General features: G+C 65.5%; 16 protein-coding genes. 9 read left to right on the plus strand and 7 right to left on the minus strand.

Annotated features, from left to right (window positions below; genetic code table 11):
- Positions 1–119: 119 nt before the first annotated feature.
- On the minus strand, positions 120–884 hold the full coding sequence (locus ACKWRH_RS25820; RefSeq protein WP_445215812.1) for a lysostaphin resistance A-like protein: 765 nt from the start codon (positions 882–884) through the stop codon (positions 120–122).
- 54 nt (positions 885–938) lie between these two features.
- Positions 939–1,658 carry a M15 family metallopeptidase gene (locus ACKWRH_RS25825; protein WP_445222478.1) on the minus strand — a complete coding sequence of 240 codons (720 nt, stop codon included), beginning with the start codon at positions 1,656–1,658 and terminating at the stop codon, positions 939–941.
- 254 nt (positions 1,659–1,912) lie between these two features.
- Between ACKWRH_RS25825 and ACKWRH_RS25830 the strand changes: the two genes are divergently transcribed.
- From ACKWRH_RS25830 to ACKWRH_RS25845, 4 genes are all read left to right on the plus strand, one after another.
- Positions 1,913–2,860 carry an aspartate carbamoyltransferase catalytic subunit gene (locus ACKWRH_RS25830; protein WP_014494716.1) on the plus strand — a complete coding sequence of 316 codons (948 nt, stop codon included), beginning with the start codon at positions 1,913–1,915 and terminating at the stop codon, positions 2,858–2,860.
- Between the two features lie 5 nt (positions 2,861–2,865).
- Positions 2,866–4,167 carry a dihydroorotase gene (locus ACKWRH_RS25835; RefSeq protein ID WP_445222479.1) on the plus strand — a complete coding sequence of 434 codons (1,302 nt, stop codon included), beginning with the start codon at positions 2,866–2,868 and terminating at the stop codon, positions 4,165–4,167.
- Between the two features lie 62 nt (positions 4,168–4,229).
- A complete protein-coding gene (gene plsY, locus ACKWRH_RS25840) occupies positions 4,230–4,826 on the plus strand; it encodes a glycerol-3-phosphate 1-O-acyltransferase PlsY (protein WP_445215813.1) in 597 nt (198 codons plus the stop codon).
- 211 nt (positions 4,827–5,037) lie between these two features.
- Positions 5,038–6,240 (plus strand): patatin-like phospholipase family protein, encoded by a 1,203-nt coding sequence (locus ACKWRH_RS25845; protein WP_445215814.1) that lies wholly within the window; start codon positions 5,038–5,040, stop codon positions 6,238–6,240.
- Here ACKWRH_RS25845 and ACKWRH_RS25850 read toward each other — a convergent pair.
- Positions 6,232–7,476: an amidase gene (locus tag ACKWRH_RS25850; protein WP_445215815.1), complete on the minus strand. Its 1,245-nt coding sequence runs from the start codon at positions 7,474–7,476 to the stop codon at positions 6,232–6,234. The two genes, ACKWRH_RS25845 and ACKWRH_RS25850, sit on opposite strands and share 9 nt — an antisense overlap.
- A gap of 312 nt (positions 7,477–7,788) precedes the next feature.
- Here ACKWRH_RS25850 and ACKWRH_RS25855 point away from each other — a divergent pair, with 312 nt between their 5' ends.
- Entirely contained in the window at positions 7,789–8,214 is a 426-nt protein-coding gene (locus ACKWRH_RS25855) for a DoxX family protein (RefSeq protein ID WP_445215816.1), read from the plus strand.
- Positions 8,215–8,320: 106 nt separating this feature from the next.
- Positions 8,321–9,463, plus strand: a complete 1,143-nt coding sequence (gene dprA / locus ACKWRH_RS25860; protein WP_445215817.1) for a DNA-processing protein DprA — start codon at positions 8,321–8,323, stop codon at positions 9,461–9,463.
- Here dprA and ACKWRH_RS25865 read toward each other — a convergent pair.
- The gene (locus ACKWRH_RS25865; protein ID WP_445215818.1) at positions 9,460–9,870 is read right to left on the minus strand and encodes a winged helix-turn-helix transcriptional regulator; all 411 of its coding nucleotides are present in this window, start codon (positions 9,868–9,870) and stop codon (positions 9,460–9,462) included. The genes dprA and ACKWRH_RS25865 overlap by 4 nt on opposite strands.
- 84 nt (positions 9,871–9,954) lie before the next feature.
- Between ACKWRH_RS25865 and ACKWRH_RS25870 the strand changes: the two genes are divergently transcribed.
- Entirely contained in the window at positions 9,955–10,563 is a 609-nt protein-coding gene (locus tag ACKWRH_RS25870; protein WP_445215819.1) for an FMN-dependent NADH-azoreductase, read from the plus strand.
- Between the two features lie 58 nt (positions 10,564–10,621).
- Here ACKWRH_RS25870 and ACKWRH_RS25875 read toward each other — a convergent pair whose 3' ends face one another.
- Positions 10,622–10,804 carry a hypothetical protein gene (locus ACKWRH_RS25875; RefSeq protein ID WP_445215820.1) on the minus strand — a complete coding sequence of 61 codons (183 nt, stop codon included), beginning with the start codon at positions 10,802–10,804 and terminating at the stop codon, positions 10,622–10,624.
- A 175-nt stretch (positions 10,805–10,979) separates the two neighbouring features.
- Positions 10,980–11,753: an SDR family oxidoreductase gene (locus ACKWRH_RS25880; protein WP_445215821.1), complete on the minus strand. Its 774-nt coding sequence runs from the start codon at positions 11,751–11,753 to the stop codon at positions 10,980–10,982.
- A 121-nt stretch (positions 11,754–11,874) separates the two neighbouring features.
- Here ACKWRH_RS25880 and ACKWRH_RS25885 point away from each other — a divergent pair, with 121 nt between their 5' ends.
- Entirely contained in the window at positions 11,875–12,342 is a 468-nt protein-coding gene (locus tag ACKWRH_RS25885; protein ID WP_445215822.1) for a winged helix-turn-helix transcriptional regulator, read from the plus strand.
- A gap of 264 nt (positions 12,343–12,606) precedes the next feature.
- Here ACKWRH_RS25885 and ACKWRH_RS25890 read toward each other — a convergent pair whose 3' ends face one another.
- The gene (locus ACKWRH_RS25890) at positions 12,607–12,846 is read right to left on the minus strand and encodes a hypothetical protein (protein WP_014494703.1); all 240 of its coding nucleotides are present in this window, start codon (positions 12,844–12,846) and stop codon (positions 12,607–12,609) included.
- 227 nt (positions 12,847–13,073) lie between these two features.
- Between ACKWRH_RS25890 and topA the strand changes: the two genes are divergently transcribed.
- Complete coding sequence (gene topA / locus ACKWRH_RS25895) at positions 13,074–15,821, plus strand: type I DNA topoisomerase (protein ID WP_445215823.1); 2,748 nt, start codon at positions 13,074–13,076, stop codon at positions 15,819–15,821.
- The last annotated feature ends 2 nt before the right edge of the window (positions 15,822–15,823 follow it).

Genomic DNA, 15,823 nt, shown 5'->3' on the forward strand with positions numbered 1-15,823 from the left:
TTGGAGCGCACCTCCCTCGCCTCGTCATTGCGAGGAGCGAAGCGACGAAGCAATCCAGACTGTTTCCGCGGAACGATTCTGGATTGCTTCGCTGCGCTCGCAATGACGGAGTATGGGCCTCAGCTCCCCAGCCACATCGTCAGCACCACCGCCGTCAGATTGTTCAGCGCGTGAAGCACGATGGTGAGCCAGAGCGAGCTGGCGCGATAGCGCATGTAGCCGAACCACAGGCCGATGGAGAAGACCTCGGCGAGGAAGTACATGTCGTACTGCAGGTGTACGACGGTCCACACCAGTGACGACAGGATGATCGCGCCGGGCACCCGCAGGAAACTCGCCGACCAGCCGCGAAACAGGAAGCCGCGCGCCAACACCTCTTCCGACATCGGCGCAGCGACACTGAACGCGAACAGCAGCATCACAGCCGCGCCCTTGTCGCGACCCGATTTCAACAGATCAGTCATGAAGCCCGGCGTCGCCTCGCGGCCAAGGCTCCGCGACATCGTCTCCCAGGCGACAACGATCAGGACAAGCCCGATGGCGCCGAACAGCATTTGCTTCCAGGACGGCCAATGCAGCGCGAGATAGTCGACGAACGAGGCCTTCTTGATGCGGATGGCGAGCCACACCGCGGCCAGCGTCGCCGGCAGGCCCATGGTCACCGACAGCGCGAGCGCCGCGGGCTCGCGACCGACACGCTGGATCGACATCAGGTCGAGGGGGTCGCCACGGTCCCAGACCAGATAGAGGATGGCACCGACCTGGCCGAGAAACATCGCGACGAAGATGAGCAGGCCCCACACCGCCGTGCCCCAGAATTTCCAGACGCGCGGCGCGGCTGGCGTCACGGTCATCGGCGGGAGATCGGGATTGAGGGAGTCCATTCAAGCGCTTTCGTTGGGACGGCACCGTCATTCCGGGGCCGTTCGCACGACGATCTACTTCGTTCGCGGCGGAATCGGGAAATCATAGGCCGCCCCGCCCGCCCCCGGCAGGGAAAAATGCCACCACTCCTTCGCATAGTTCACAAAGCCTTGCTTCGCCATCGCGGCCACCAGCCGCTTGCGCCAGGCGCGCTGGTCCGGATTGATCGACGTTACAGCGGTATGCCCCTTCGTGTCCGTACAATCATAGCCCGTGCCCATGTCGACGCTGCCCTCCGGCAATCGCGCCTCGACCGGCGCCGTGCAATCGGCATAGGTTTTCGACGGGTCGTATCTGGCGGAATTGTCAGCCTTGAGATCGACCAGCGTGAGATCGAGCGCCGCGCCCGTGGAATGCTGCGAGCGGCTCGCGATGTAGCCGAGGCGGAACAGCTCGGTCTTCGGGATCTTCGGATTGTAGCGCCGCTCGGCCGCCGTCTCGTGGCCGTTCTGCGACCACTTCACCATGTCGAGCGAGGCCCGCGCCGGCCGGTAGCAGTCGAACACCTTCAGCGACAGGCCTTGCGCCGCCAGCTCCTGCTGGACCGCCCTCAGCCGCAGCCCCACCTCGCGCTTCACCACGCATTCGCCGGCGCCGTAGCCGGCGAGCGGACGGCCGACGAAATTGTTCGAGCTGGCGTAGCGGATGTCCTGGATGATGCCGGGATCGATGTCGCGCAAATAGACGAAGCCGCCGGGGAGCGATTGGGCGTGGGCACCAGACGAGATCGCCATCAATACAATCGCAATTCGAATTGATTTCACGAGATGTCTCCCGGACCCGTCATGGCCGGGCTCGTCCCGGCCACCCACGTTCTTTTTGCGTCAAATGCGATAGAAGATCGTGGATGCCCGGGACAAGCCCGGGCATGACGGAGATCGACGATTGGGCCCGTCAAAGCGGCGAAACCGACAGATCAGGGGATAACTCCCCGCCGCGGCATTGGCCCTTGCTCCCCCCGCCATCCCCGCCTATAGCTCTCGTTTTAATGACATCGAAATCGACCTTCGTCCTCGGCCACCGGCATTTGCTGGGCATCGAGGGCCTTTCCGCGGCCGACATCACCGGCCTCCTCGACCTGTCCGAAGAATATGTCGAGCTCAACCGCCAGGTTGACAAGAAGCGCACCGTCCTGCGTGGACGGACGCAGGTAAATCTGTTCTTCGAGGCCTCGACCCGGACCCAGTCCTCGTTCGAGCTCGCCGGCAAACGGCTGGGCGCCGACGTCATGAACATGTCGGTCTCCTCCTCGTCCATCAAGAAGGGCGAGACGCTGGTCGACACCGCGATGACGCTGAACGCCATGCATCCGGATATCCTGGTGGTGCGGCATCACGCGTCCGGCGCGGTGGAACTGCTGGCGCGCAAGGTCGACGGTTCCGTGATCAATGCCGGCGACGGCGCGCACGAGCATCCGACGCAGGCGCTGCTCGACGCCCTGACCATCCGCCGCAACAAGGGCCGGATCGAGGGCCTCGTGGTCGCGATCTGCGGCGACGTGCTGCATTCGCGTGTGGCCCGTTCCAACATCATCCTGCTCAACACCATGGGCGCCCGCGTCCGCGTCGTCGGCCCTTCCACGCTGCTGCCGCCCGGCATCGAGCGAATGGGCGTCGAGGTTGCGCGCGACATGCGCGAGGGGCTCAACGGCGCCGATATCGTCATGATGCTGCGGCTCCAGCGCGAGCGCATGAACGGCTCCTTCGTGCCGTCGACCTCCGAATATTTCAACTATTTCGGGCTCGACCAGAAAAAGCTCGCCTACGCCAAGCCAGACGCTCTCGTCATGCATCCCGGCCCGATGAACCGCGGCGTCGAGATCGACACCGCGGTCGCCGACGGCGCGCAATCGCTGATCCGCGAACAGGTCGAGATGGGCGTGGCGGTACGGATGGCCGTGCTCGAAGCGCTCGCCCGCAACTTGCCGAACGCGTGATGCTCATGCTGACTGACCGCCGTCCCATCCTGCTTGCCAACGCCCGCGTCGTCGATCCCAGCAGGGATTTCGACGGCCCCGGCGATGTCCTGATTGCCGACGGCATCATCCGCGAGACCCGCCGCGGGATCGGAGCGGCCGGCGTCCCCGAGGGCACCGACGTCGTCAACTGCGCCGGCAAGATCGTGGCCCCCGGCCTGGTCGACATGCGCGCCTTCGTCGGCGAGCCCGGCTTCAGCCACCGCGAGACCTTTGCCTCCGCGAGCCAGGCGGCTGCGACCGGCGGCATCACCACGATCATCTGCCAGCCCGACACGTCTCCGGTGATCGATAACTCGGCCACCGTCGACTTCGTGATGCGCCGCGCCCGCGACACCGCGATCGTCAACATCCAGCCGATGGCGGCGCTCACCAAGGGCATGCGCGGCGAGGAGATGACCGAGTTCGGCCTGTTGAAGGCCGCAGGCGCCATCGCCTTCAGCGACGGCGACAGAAGCGTGACCAATGCCCAGGTGATGCGCCGGGCCCTGACCTATGCGCGCGATTTCGACGCGCTGATCGTGCATCACACCGAAGATCCCGATCTGGTCGGCGAAGGCGTCATGAATGAGGGCGAGTTCGCCTCGCGGCTCGGCCTGATGGGCATCCCGAACGCGGCGGAGGCCGTGATGCTGGAACGCGACATGCGTCTCGTCGCGCTGACTGGCGGCCGCTATCACGCGGCCTCGCTGTCCTGCATCGACTCGCTCGACGTGCTGAAGCGCGCCCGCGACGCCGGGCTCGCCGTCAGCGCCTCCGTCTCGATCAATCATCTTGCGCTCAACGAGAACGACATCGGGCCCTACCGGTCGTTCCTGAAGCTGTCGCCGCCGCTGCGCACCGAGGACGACCGCCGCGCGCTGGTCGCAGCGGTGGCCTCCGGCCTCGTCGACGTCATCATGTCCGACCACAATCCGCAGGACGTCGAGGTCAAGCGTCTGCCGTTCGCGGAAGCCGCACCCGGCGCCATCGGGCTCGAGACCATGCTGCCGGCGGGCCTCCGCCTCGTGCACAATGACGAACTGGACCTGAAGACGCTGATCCGGGCCATGTCGACGCGGCCGGCCGAGATCCTGGGCCTGCCGGGTGGAACCCTGCGCACGGGCAGCCCCGCCGATGTCATCGTGATCGATCCCGATGTGCCCTGGATCGTCGATCCCGCCGACCTCAAATCGCCCTGCAAGAACACCCCGTTCGACGAGGCCCGCTTTACAGGCCGCGTGGTGCGCACCATTGTCGGCGGACGGACGGTGTACGAGCATGTCTGACGGGCAAATTCATGCGTGGCGTCTCGGTTCGACATGGAGATGCGGCCTTTGGAGATGCGGCCATGGGGCTTGAAGCCTTCCTGCCGGTGGCCTTCGTCATCGGCTACCTCCTCGGCTCGATTCCGTTCGGGCTGGTCCTGACCAAGTTCGCCGGCACGCAGGATATTCGCTCGATCGGCTCCGGCAGCATCGGCGCCACCAACGTGCTGCGCACGGGACGCAAGAGCCTTGCCGCGGGCACCCTGCTGCTCGACGCGCTCAAGGGCACGGTCGCGGTGGTGGTCGCCGGCTACATCGCGGGGCCCAATGCCGCCATGGTGGCCGGGCTCGGCGCCTTCCTCGGCCATCTCTTCCCGGTCTGGCTGAAGTTCAAAGGCGGCAAGGGTGTCGCCGTCTATATCGGCATCCTGCTCGGCCTGTTCTGGCCCGGCGCAGTCGTGTTCTGCCTGCTTTGGCTCGCCACCGCCTTCACCACCCGCTACTCCTCGCTCTCCGCACTGGTGGCGGCGTTCATCACCCCGATTTTCCTGTGGTGGTTCGGGCACCTCGCGCTCGCATCGCTGTTCGCCGCGCTGACGCTGCTCTTGTTCTACGCGCATCGCGAGAACATCAAGCGCCTGCAATCGGGCAAGGAAAGCCGGATCGGCGAGAAGGCGTAGAGCGTTTTCGAGCGAAGTGGATACCGGTTCGCGTCAAGAAAACGCGTCAAAACAGAATCCAAGGCCGAAAAAAGTACGGATACCGCCGCACCGCTACCGCATTATATGCCGAATCCTGTTCGCAACTCTCAGCTGACTCTCGGCGAGAGTGGCGAACAGGTTCCATGCCTGTCATCCTGACTCAGCAAATGGCGTTACGCGGTTGCTCAGAATGAGCGAGAAGATTGTCGGCGCGCATGACGGGCCCGGTTCGCTTGGTGCTTCCAGCACCGCAGCAAGCCGGCTGCTCTCGACGACCAATGTCTGGTCCGTTGCGCCCTCGCCGCTGCCCGCGCCCGAGCCTGCTCCCGTTCCCCCGCAGGTGACCCAGCCTGCGCCAGTCGCGCAAGCCGCTGCGCGAGTCGAGATCGTGACCACGTCCGCGCCGGTCGCGCTCGCGCAGCCGCACTCCGACCAATGGCCTCCGCAAAAACTGTCGCTGGCCCTTCAGGGCGGCGGCACTTTTGCGGCCTTCACCTGGGGCGTGCTGGAGCGGTTGCTGGAACACCCGACCATCCAGATCGACACCATCAGCGGCGCCAGCGCCGGCGCCATCAATGCGCTCCTGCTCGCCACCGGCCTTGCCGAAGGCGGACGCGAAGGCGCCCGCTCGCGGCTGAACCGGTTCTGGGTCCGGCTGATGCACGAGGCCTCGTTCCGCTCCTTGATGCTGGTCGGCGGATTCTCGCCGGCGGGAAGCTCGGTCGCGTTCGGCCCGACGCTGCGCTCCGGCCAGTTCGATCCGTTCGATCTCGATCCGCTGCGGCTGGCGCTGTCGCGCGACATCGATTTTGCCGCCTTGCGCGACGCGGCCTGCCCAAAACTGCTGATCGCCGCGACGCGAATCCGCGATGGGCAGCAGCAGATCTTCCGTAACGATTGCATTACCGCCGACGTCGCGCTGGCCTCGACCTGCCCGCCTTTGGTTCACTGCGCCGTCGAGATCGACGGCGAGGCCTATTGGGACGGCGGCATTGGCGGCAATCCGCCGCTGGTGCGCCTGGCGCAGGAGTCGACAACCTCCGACCTGTTGCTCGTCCAGGTCACGCCCACGCGCGACAGCTACGTGCCGATCACCCTCGCCGCGATCGACCGCAGGCTCGACCAGATCGCAGCCAACGCCGCGCTCAACGCCGAGATCGCGGCCCTGGAATGGGCGCGAGCCACGGCCGCACCTTCGCTGCGGCTCTCCAGGGTCGCGGCCGAAGACTCCGTCGAGGGCCTGGCGCAGCGCTCATCCACCGATCTCGGCCGCGGCTTCATTCGCACGCTGCACCGGAGTGGCCGCGAGGCGGCCGAGCGTTGGCTCGGACAAGGCGCCACAGGCGCCGAGGCCGAACGCGCGCTGCCCGCTGCTGAGCCCGCGCTAGCCTGATTTCGCCAGCGCATCCTCCAGGAACCATGCCGCCGCAAGCGCGAGCGGATCGTTGCCGAAGCGTGCGATCACCTGCACGCCGATCGGCAGGCCGCCGACCTTCAGCACCGGCACGTTGACGCAAGGATTGCCCATCAGCGTCCAGAGCCGGTTGTAACGGGGCGAGCCGGTCGAGGCGAGCTCCTTGGCCGGCGCGGTGCCCGGCGCCGAATAGGTCAGCAGCACGTCAAAGCCCTCGAACAGCTCGCCGAGCTCGCGGCGGCCACGGCGGGCGATCCGACGCGCGTCGTCATATTGCTTCGGCGTCAAGCCGACGGTGTCATCGAGGCTGGCACGCAGCATCGGCGCGATCTCGTCATGATGCTCCGAAAACTCCCAGGCCAGCGCGCGATGCGCCTCGAAATCCTGGATGATCGGATGGATTCGCCAGGCTTCCTGCACCGACTCCGGCAAATCGATGGTCTTGACACTGGCACCGGCCCTCTCGGCCGCCTTGATCGCAGCCTGCAAGCCCTCTTCCGCCGCCGGCTCCACGGCCTCGGCAAACTCCTGCCTCACCACGCCGATGCGCGGCGCCTTCGCCGCGGCGATGCCATCGAATTCAGTGCGGCCGGTGATCGCCAGCAGCCCGCGCGCGAGATCTTCCGCGCGCGATCCGAACAGGCCGACGGTATCAAGCGCCCATGAGTAGCACTTCACGCCGATGGTCGGCAGCATCCGGAACGACGGCTTGATCGCGGCAGCCCCACAATAGGCCGCGGGACGGATCACCGAGCCGCCGGTCTGGGTGCCGAGCGCCAGCGGGATCATGCCGGCGCCGACGGCCGCGGCCGAGCCCGAGGACGAGCCGCCCGGCGTATGGCCGAGATTGTGCGGATTGAGCGTCGGGGTCGGATCGCGCGAGGCGAACGCCGTGGTGGTGGTCTTGCCGATGATGGTGGCGCCTGCCCGCTTCAGCATCATCACGACCGGCGCGTCCGCGCGCGGCTGCCAGCCGCGATAGATCTCCGAGCCCATCTCGGTCGGCATGTTGGCGGTGTCGATGATGTCCTTGATGCCGACGGCGATGCCGCGCAGCGGGCCGGAGGCTTGCGCCTTCGCGGATCTGTCGTGGCGGACGAAGGCGTGGACGTCCTTCTCCCTGGCCTCGATCGCCGCGTGCGACTGGGCGATGGCGTCATCGGGCGAAAGCTCGCCCGCTTCGATGCGGCGCTGGAGGTCGGCAAGTGAGATCATGGCGATACCCTTCTTATTGGGATCGCTTTTAGCATCGGGGCGAGGTCGCGCAAGCGCACGTGGACGCGGTCGATCCATGCGTGCAGTCGAGCGGGACCAGCGGCTCGACCAGAGCATTCGCCGCCGCGGGCGCCGCGCCAATGAGATCAAAAATGGAAACAGTATCTTTCAATTATTTCTATTTTTATCGCAATTCAATCGGGCCAGTTTGAGATCACAACGCAGGGCCCTGCGGCGCGCACCCTCTTGCGGACCACAAACGCTTGGTGCGTCACCGCCGTCGGACCTCAACCAGGTACAGGAGCGATTACCATGGATACGACCCGTTATGCTTCCCTCGTTGGCCGGCTGCTGATCGGCCTCCCGTTTGCGATGAGTGGCTTCAGCAAGCTCACCGCCTATGGTGCGACGACCGCTTACATCGCCTCTGCGGGATTGCCGGTGCCCCCGTTGGCATATGCGATCGCAGTTCTCGTCGAGCTCGGTGGCGGTCTCCTGCTGATCGCGGGCTATCAAGCCCGCTCGGTCGCGCTGGCGCTCGCCATATTCTCGCTGGCCGCGGCAGTCTCGTTCCACAACAACTTTGCCGACCAGAATCAGATGATCAACTTCCTCAAGAACGTGATGATGGCAGGCGGCCTGCTCCAGATCTTTGCCTTCGGTGCCGGTGCGCTCAGCCTTGACGCTCGCGTCTCGCGGAGCGGCGTCGCTGTCGCTCAGGCGGCGCACGCGCGTTGAATGGACGACCCTGCGGAAGACCCGTCGACCACGTCGGGTCTTCCGGCAGCGCCTTTGAAGCCCGATCAAGCTCACGCAACTGTTGCCCACGCCCTCAGGTTGTTCCATGCTGCTCCCACAAGGAGACGCCGTGGACGCCATCAATCCGAGCGTGGAGCTGACTGAAGCAGAGCGGATCGACCGCCTACGGCTGATCCGCTCCGACAATGTCGGGCCGCGCACCTTCCGCTCGCTGGTCGACCATTTCGGCACGGCGCGCGCCGCGCTGGAGCGGCTGCCCGATCTGGCGCGCCGCGGCGGTGCTCAGCGATCGGGGCGCATCTGTAGCGTGGACGAGGCGAAGGCCGAGCTCGATGCAAGCCGCAAGTTCGGCATCGCCTGGCTCGCGCCCGGCGAGGACGGTTATCCGGCGCGGCTCGCCACGCTCGACGATGCGCCGCCTTTGCTCGCCGTGCGCGGCGACACCACGACGCTGATGCGTCCGATGATCGCGATCGTCGGCTCGCGCAATGCCTCCGGCGCGGGACTGAAATTCGCCGGTCAGCTGGCCCGTGAGCTTGGCGAAGCCGGCTTCATCGTCATCTCGGGGCTTGCCCGCGGCGTCGACCAGGCCGCGCATCGGGCCAGCGTCGAGAGCGGCACCATAGCGGTGCTCGCCGGCGGACATGACTGCATCTATCCGCCCGAACACGGCGATCTGCTCGCCGCGATCCTCGATCACGCGGGTGCAGCGATTTCCGAGATGCCGCTCGGCCACGAGCCGCGCGCCCGCGACTTTCCCCGCCGCAACCGGCTGATCTCGGGCGCCGCGCTCGGTGTGGTCGTTGTCGAGGCCGCGCATCGCTCGGGCTCGCTGATCACCGCGCGCATGGCCGCCGAACAGGGCCGCGAGGTGTTCGCCGTGCCCGGCTCGCCGCTCGACCCGCGCGCCGCCGGCACCAACGATCTGATCAAGCAGGGCGCGACGCTCGTCACCGAAGCGTCCGACATCGTCAACGCCGTCGCACCGATCATGGAGCGGCCGCTGATGCATCCGATGAGCGAGCCCGACAGCGAGCCGTTCGAGCACGATCCGCAAGCGCACGACCGCGACCAGATCACCGGCCTGCTCGGCCCTGCCCCCATCTCGATCGACGATCTCGTGCGGATGTCCGGCGCCTCGCCGGCAATCGTGCGCACGGTCTTGCTGGAGCTGGAGCTCGCGGGCCGCCTTGAACGTCACGGCGGCGGATTGGTGTCGCTTCTTTAGCTGTCGTTGCGTCGATCGAAATGCTTACGCGCAGCCTCGATCTGCATCAGATGGTCCATCGCCCACTGTCCGAGTGCCTTCACCGGCTGTTGCAAACCGCGGCCGAGATCGGTCAGCTCGTAATCGACGCGCGGCGGAATGGTCGGAAAGATCGTGCGCGTGACGAGGCCGTCGCGCTCCAGCCCGCGCAGCGTCAGGGTCAGCATCCGCTGCGAGATGCCGCTGATCATGCGCTTCAGCTCGTTGAAGCGCTTTGGCCCGTCGCTCAGGTTCATGATGACGAACACGCTCCATTTGTCGCCGACGCGCGACAGGACCGACGCCACGCCGCGGCAGTCGGCGTGGTCAGGATCAGGCAGCCGCGGAGCAGGCAAATCGGTGTGTGCAGGTTTCAATGATGTGCCCATGGCTCAAAAAAGTGCGTTCTTGCGGGGAATTTGACAGTCACTCATGTAGTGCGGGTTACAAATCTATACCATAGGTGAACCCCAATGAAACTCCTCCATATCGACTCCAGCGTGCTCGGCCCCCACTCGGTCTCACGGCAGGTTTCCGCCGCGATCGTCGACCGTCTCAGGCAGGCGACGCCGTCGTTCGACCTCGTCTATCGCGATTTGACGCAGATCCCGCTCGCCCACCTTTCCGGCTCGCACCTCGCGGCCGCGCAAGGCGCGCCGGCGCCGGCGGAACTGGGACCCGACCTCGCCGCGAGCGCGGCCGTGCTCAACGAGTTCCTCGATGCCGATATCGTCGTGATCGGCGCGCCCATGTACAATTTTACGATCCCGAGCCAGCTCAAGGCCTGGATCGACCGCGTCCTCGTGGCGGGGAAGACGTTCAAATACGACGCGAACGGTCCCCAGGGCCTTGCCGGCAACAAGCGCGTGATCGTGGCGATTTCGCGTGGCGGCTATTACGGCCCGGGCACGCCGGCCGCCTCGCTCGAGCACCTCGAAACCTATTTGCGCGGCGTGTTCGCGTTCATGGGCATCACGAGCCCCGAATTCATCGTCGCCGACGGCATCCAGGTCGGCCCTGAGCATCGTGAGAAGGCGCTGGCCGGAGCGCTTCAGGCTGCCACCAGCCTGCAGGCGGCGTAACACTTACGCCGACACCAGCCGCTGCCGGACTCCGGCGGCGGCTGAGAGTTCGACAGCGCTAAAACCAGGCGCCCTGAACGCCAAGAATGACGGCGACGAGCGAAATGAAAAGCCCGATGCCTGAGAAAAGTGCCACCCCGATGAACTCGGACGTGTCGGAGCGCTTGGCGGGAATGGTGGAATGTTCGGTGTAAATACGCGGTTCTGAAATCGACGAAGAAATACGAGCTGCCTTTGACATCGCGGGCTCCCTGAAAATGAGTCTTGCGACCCCTGCCCGCAAAAGTGTCTCGGCGGCGCAAGCGAAGGTTCAACGCCTCACGCAAGGTTCAGAGGAATACGGCCACCGAGGTGCAGGAACCGGCCGGCGCAACCGATGTCGTCGCGCCGACCGATTCAATTTTCGCAAACGTTGATCAGCCGCGATAGATCGGTGCGCCGCTCGGAGACGCCACCGCGCCGCCGTCGACGAAGATCTCCTGGCCCTGGATGTGCGCTGAATCATCCGAGGCGAGGAACAGCACCGTCTTCGAGATGTGATCTGGTTCACCAATGCGCCCCAACGGGGTCGACAGCGCGATGCGATTCTCGAACGCCTTCTCCGCTTCGGGCGTTGCGATCGCGGCGCCCCAGATCGGCGTGCGGATCGCGCCGGGCGCGACGACGTTGACGCGAATCCCACGCGGCGACAGTTCGGACGCCATGATCCGCGCCATCGCGCGCACGCCGGCCTTGGCGGCGCCATAGGCCGAATAGCCGGGAATGCCGAGCACGGAGATCACCGAGCCATTGAGGATGATCGAGGCATTGTCGTTGAGATAAGGCAGCGCCGACTGCACCGTGAAGAACACGCCGGTGAGGTTGGTGCGGATGACCTTCTCGAAAACCTCCAGTGTCGCCGAACCGAGCGGCGTGCCGCCTGGAATGCCGGCATTGGCAAACACGACGTCGAGCTTGCCGAATTTTTCGGCGCCTTGCTTGATCGCCGCATCGGTCGCGGCAATGTCGGTGGCGTCGGCTGCGACCGCGAACCCGTTCGGGCCAAGCTCCTTCGCCGCGGCCTCCAGCGTCTCCTTGTTGCGCCCGGTGATGATCACCTTCGCACCCTCGGCCACGAACAGCTTTGCCGTCGCCAGGCCAATGCCGCTATTGCCGCCCGTAATCAATGCCGTCTTGTTCTTCAGTCTCACGATCGTCTCCAGTGGTTGCATCATAAAACTATGTTGCCATCTAGGGCACATGGTTTTATGATGCAACCACACAAGCGCGTGATCGACGCCGAAATCGGGCGAAAGCGACAGGACCAGGACGATGGTGAAACGAACGAGCTTCGAGGGCGATTCCTGCCCAGTCGCGCGGTCGCTGGAAGCGATCGGCGACTGGTGGTCGCTGCTGATCATTCGCGAGGCACTGTTCGGCCTGCGCCGCTTCGGCGAGTTTCAGAGCAAGCTCGGCATGGCCAAGAACATTTTGGCGGCCCGGCTGCGCTCACTCGTGGACCACGGCATTCTGGCCACCGCCCCTGCCTCCGACGGCAGTGCCTATCAAGAGTATGTGCTGACCCCGAAAGGCCGCGGCACTTTCCCGATCCTCGTGGCGCTCCGGCAATGGAGCGAGGAGTTCGACGATCACCCCGAGCAGATCGCAACGGTTCTGGTCGATCGCGAGAAAGGCCGCCCGGTGAAGAAGCTCGAAATGCACGCCGAGGACGGCCGGCTGCTCAGTCCCGCGGACACGATGGTGAAGCCGCGGCCGGCGCCGCGACGGCGGTCAGCCTGATCGCGGCGCGCTGCCACCACAACCGTCATTGCGAGCGCAGCGAAGCAATCCAGAATCCCTCTGCGGAAAGACTCTGGATTGCTTCGCTACGCTCGCAATGACGACGCGGATGCGGCGCGCCTCCATGCATCGCCGTCACCCTGAGGTGGCCGCTTCTTCAGCGGCCCTCGAAGGGCGACGACCCGGCTGCGGCATCTCGGCCGCTCATCCTTCGAGGCTCGCTCCGCGAGCACCTCAGGATGACGGATTGGATAGTGAGCGCCGCTACGACAGCTTGCGCTTGCTCCGCAGCCGGAGGTGCTCGTCGGCCTCCAGCTTGGTCATCCCCAGGAGATAATGCAGCACATCGAGCTTGTGGCGCTCGGCGAGCTTGCGCAACGCCCCGACCTGCTCGGCAATGAAGGCGACCGCCTCATCGACGCCGCCCTCCCCTGGTTCCTCACCGCGCGAGCCCCCCGGCGCGCCTGATGCGGCGCGCGCCCGTTTCTTTCCTGGCTTAGTCACCAGACCCCACCCGAATCCATGCCCCGGGAGGACTCTACGCCGACATTGATCGCAACTCCAAGGTGGTATTTTGCAACTTTCTCGATATGAAACTTTTCCCATTCGAGGTGCTTTCAACACCCCTCGATTTGACAGCGAGGGCCTCACCACCCATGTTCGGGTCGAAACGGCCGATCCGAATCTCATCGAAAGCGGCTCGTAATTTCCCCGTAAGTTACTGGAACTACATGAATATCGTCATTGTGGAGTCGCCGGCGAAAGCCAAGACGATCAACAAGTATCTGGGCTCGTCCTACGAGGTTCTGGCCTCGTTCGGCCATGTCCGCGACCTCCCGGCGAAGAACGGTTCCGTCGATCCGGACGCAAATTTCAAGATGATCTGGGAGGTCGACCCCAAGGCGGCCGGCCGGCTCAACGATATCGCCAAGTCCCTGAAGAACGCCGACCGTTTGATTCTGGCGACCGACCCTGATCGCGAGGGCGAGGCCATCTCCTGGCACGTGCTGGAGGTGCTGAAGGAAAAGCGCGCGCTGAAGGATCAGAAGATCGAGCGCGTGGTATTCAACGCCATCACCAAGCAGGCCGTCACGGATGCGATGAAGAATCCGCGCCAGATCGACGGCGCGCTGGTCGACGCCTACATGGCGCGCCGCGCGCTGGACTATCTGGTCGGCTTCACCCTCTCCCCCGTGCTGTGGCGCAAGCTGCCGGGCGCCCGCTCGGCCGGCCGCGTGCAGTCGGTGGCGCTGCGGCTGGTCTGCGACCGCGAGCTCGAAATCGAAAAGTTCGTGCCGCGCGAGTATTGGTCGCTGATCGCGACCCTGCTGACGCCGCGCGGCGACGCCTTCGAGGCGCGCCTCGTCGGCGCCGACGGCAAGAAGATCCAGCGGCTCGACGTCGGCAGCGGCGCGGAAGCCGAAGACTTCAAGAAGGCGCTGGAAGCAGCCGCCTATGCCGTGACCGCGGTCGATGCGAAGCCGGCCCGGCGCAATCCGCAGGCGCCTTTCACCACCTCGACGCTGCAGCAGGAAGCCAGCCGCAAATACGGTTTTGCGCCGGCGCACACGATGCGCATCGCCCAGCGCCTTTATGAAGGCATCGACATCGGCGGCGAGACCACCGGACTCATTACTTATATGCGTACCGACGGCGTGCAGATCGATCCGTCCGCGATCACCCAGGCGCGCAAGGTGATCGGCGAGGATTACGGCAACGCCTATGTGCCGGAGGCGCCGCGCCAGTACCAGGCCAAGGCCAAGAACGCCCAGGAAGCGCACGAAGCGATCCGCCCGACCGACATGTCGCGCCGCCCCGACAGCATGAGCCGCAAGCTCGATGCCGACCAGGCGCGACTCTATGAGCTGATCTGGAAGCGCACCATCGCGAGCCAGATGGAATCGGCCGAGCTGGAGCGCACCACCGTCGACATCACCGCGAAGGCCGGCGGCCGCACGCTGGAGCTGCGTGCGACGGGCCAGGTCGTCAAGTTCGACGGTTTTCTGGCGCTCTATCAGGAAGGCCGCGACGACGAGGAAGACGAGGACTCCCGCCGCCTGCCCGCGATGAGCCCGAACGACGCGCTCAAGCGGCAGTCGCTCGCCGTCACCCAGCACTTCACCGAGCCGCCGCCGCGCTTCTCGGAGGCCTCGCTGGTCAAGCGCATGGAGGAGCTCGGCATCGGCCGTCCCTCGACCTATGCCTCGATCCTCCAGGTCCTGAAGGACCGCGGCTACGTCAAGCTCGAGAAGAAGCGCCTGCACGGCGAGGACAAGGGCCGCGTCGTGGTCGCGTTCCTCGAAAGCTTCTTCAGCCGCTACGTCGAATACGACTTCACCGCCAATCTGGAGGAGCAGCTCGACCGCATCTCCAACAACGAGATCTCCTGGCAGCAGGTGCTGAAGGACTTCTGGACCGGCTTCATCGGCGCCGTCGACGAGATCAAGGATCTGCGCGTAGCCCAGGTGCTCGACGTGCTCGACGACATGCTGGGCCAGCACATCTATCCGCCCCGCGCAGATGGCGGCGATATCAGGCAGTGCCCGAGCTGCGGCAACGGCCGGCTGAATCTGAAGGCCGGCAAGTTCGGCGCCTTCGTCGGCTGCTCGAACTATCCGGAATGCCGCTACACCCGTCAGCTCGCCGCCGACGGCGAGACCACCGCCGACCGTTCGCTCGGCCAGGATCCTATCACGGGCCGCGATGTCTGGGTCAAGGCCGGCCGCTTCGGCCCGTACATCCAGCTCGGCGAGCCCAAGGATTATGAGGAAGGCGAGAAGCCGAAGCGCGCGGGCATCCCGAAGGGCACCTCGCCCGGCGATGTCGAGCTCGAGCTTGCGCTGAAACTGTTGTCGCTGCCGCGCGAGATCGGCAAGCATCCGGAGACGGGTGAGCCGATCACGGCGGGCCTCGGCCGCTTCGGGCCGTTCGTGAAGCATGAGAAGACCTATGCCAGCCTCGAGGCCGGCGACGAAGTCTTCGACATCGGCATCAACCGCGCGGTCACGCTGATCGCAGAAAAGATCGCCAAGGGCCCAAGCCGCCGCTTCGGCGCCGACCCCGGCAAGGCGATCGGCGATCATCCGACGCTCGGCACCGTCACAGTGAAGGGCGGCCGCTACGGCGCCTATGTCACGGCTGGCGGCGTCAACGCGACGATCCCGAGCGACATCGAGAAAGACGCCATCACGCTGCCGCAGGCGATCGCACTGATCGACGAGCGCGCGGCCAAGGGCGGCGGCAAGACCAAGGCGAAGAAAGCCGCGAAGCCGGCCAAAGCCAAGAAGGCTGCGGAGAAGGCCGCGGATGGCGATGACGCCGCGCCGAAGCCGAAGAAACCGGCCGCGAAGAAGGCGGCCAAACCCAAATCCGAATCCACCAGCAAGGCGCGCGCCGCCGTGTCGTCGACCGCAAAAACGTCGCCGACCAAGGCCGCCGCCCCCAAGGCTCCGGCCAAGAAGAGTGCCGGCAAGACCTAGAT

Source organism: Bradyrhizobium sp. Pa8 (assembly GCF_052588265.1).

Excerpts from the sequence above, each read along its gene's own strand:
- ACKWRH_RS25820 (WP_445215812.1), bottom strand. The coding sequence starts at position 884 with ATGGACTCCCTCAATCCCGATCTCCCGCCGATGACCGTGACGCCAGCC.
- ACKWRH_RS25825 (WP_445222478.1), bottom strand. The coding sequence starts at position 1,658 with ATGGCGATCTCGTCTGGTGCCCACGCCCAATCGCTCCCCGGCGGCTTC.
- ACKWRH_RS25830 (WP_014494716.1), top strand. The coding sequence starts at position 1,913 with ATGACATCGAAATCGACCTTCGTCCTCGGCCACCGGCATTTGCTGGGC.
- ACKWRH_RS25835 (WP_445222479.1), top strand. The coding sequence starts at position 2,866 with ATGCTGACTGACCGCCGTCCCATCCTGCTTGCCAACGCCCGCGTCGTC.
- plsY (WP_445215813.1), top strand. The coding sequence starts at position 4,230 with ATGGGGCTTGAAGCCTTCCTGCCGGTGGCCTTCGTCATCGGCTACCTC.
- ACKWRH_RS25845 (WP_445215814.1), top strand. The coding sequence starts at position 5,038 with ATGAGCGAGAAGATTGTCGGCGCGCATGACGGGCCCGGTTCGCTTGGT.
- ACKWRH_RS25850 (WP_445215815.1), bottom strand. The coding sequence starts at position 7,476 with ATGATCTCACTTGCCGACCTCCAGCGCCGCATCGAAGCGGGCGAGCTT.
- ACKWRH_RS25855 (WP_445215816.1), top strand. The coding sequence starts at position 7,789 with ATGGATACGACCCGTTATGCTTCCCTCGTTGGCCGGCTGCTGATCGGC.
- dprA (WP_445215817.1), top strand. The coding sequence starts at position 8,321 with ATGCTGCTCCCACAAGGAGACGCCGTGGACGCCATCAATCCGAGCGTG.
- ACKWRH_RS25865 (WP_445215818.1), bottom strand. The coding sequence starts at position 9,870 with ATGGGCACATCATTGAAACCTGCACACACCGATTTGCCTGCTCCGCGG.
- ACKWRH_RS25870 (WP_445215819.1), top strand. The coding sequence starts at position 9,955 with ATGAAACTCCTCCATATCGACTCCAGCGTGCTCGGCCCCCACTCGGTC.
- ACKWRH_RS25875 (WP_445215820.1), bottom strand. The coding sequence starts at position 10,804 with ATGTCAAAGGCAGCTCGTATTTCTTCGTCGATTTCAGAACCGCGTATT.
- ACKWRH_RS25885 (WP_445215822.1), top strand. The coding sequence starts at position 11,875 with ATGGTGAAACGAACGAGCTTCGAGGGCGATTCCTGCCCAGTCGCGCGG.
- topA (WP_445215823.1), top strand. The coding sequence starts at position 13,074 with ATGAATATCGTCATTGTGGAGTCGCCGGCGAAAGCCAAGACGATCAAC.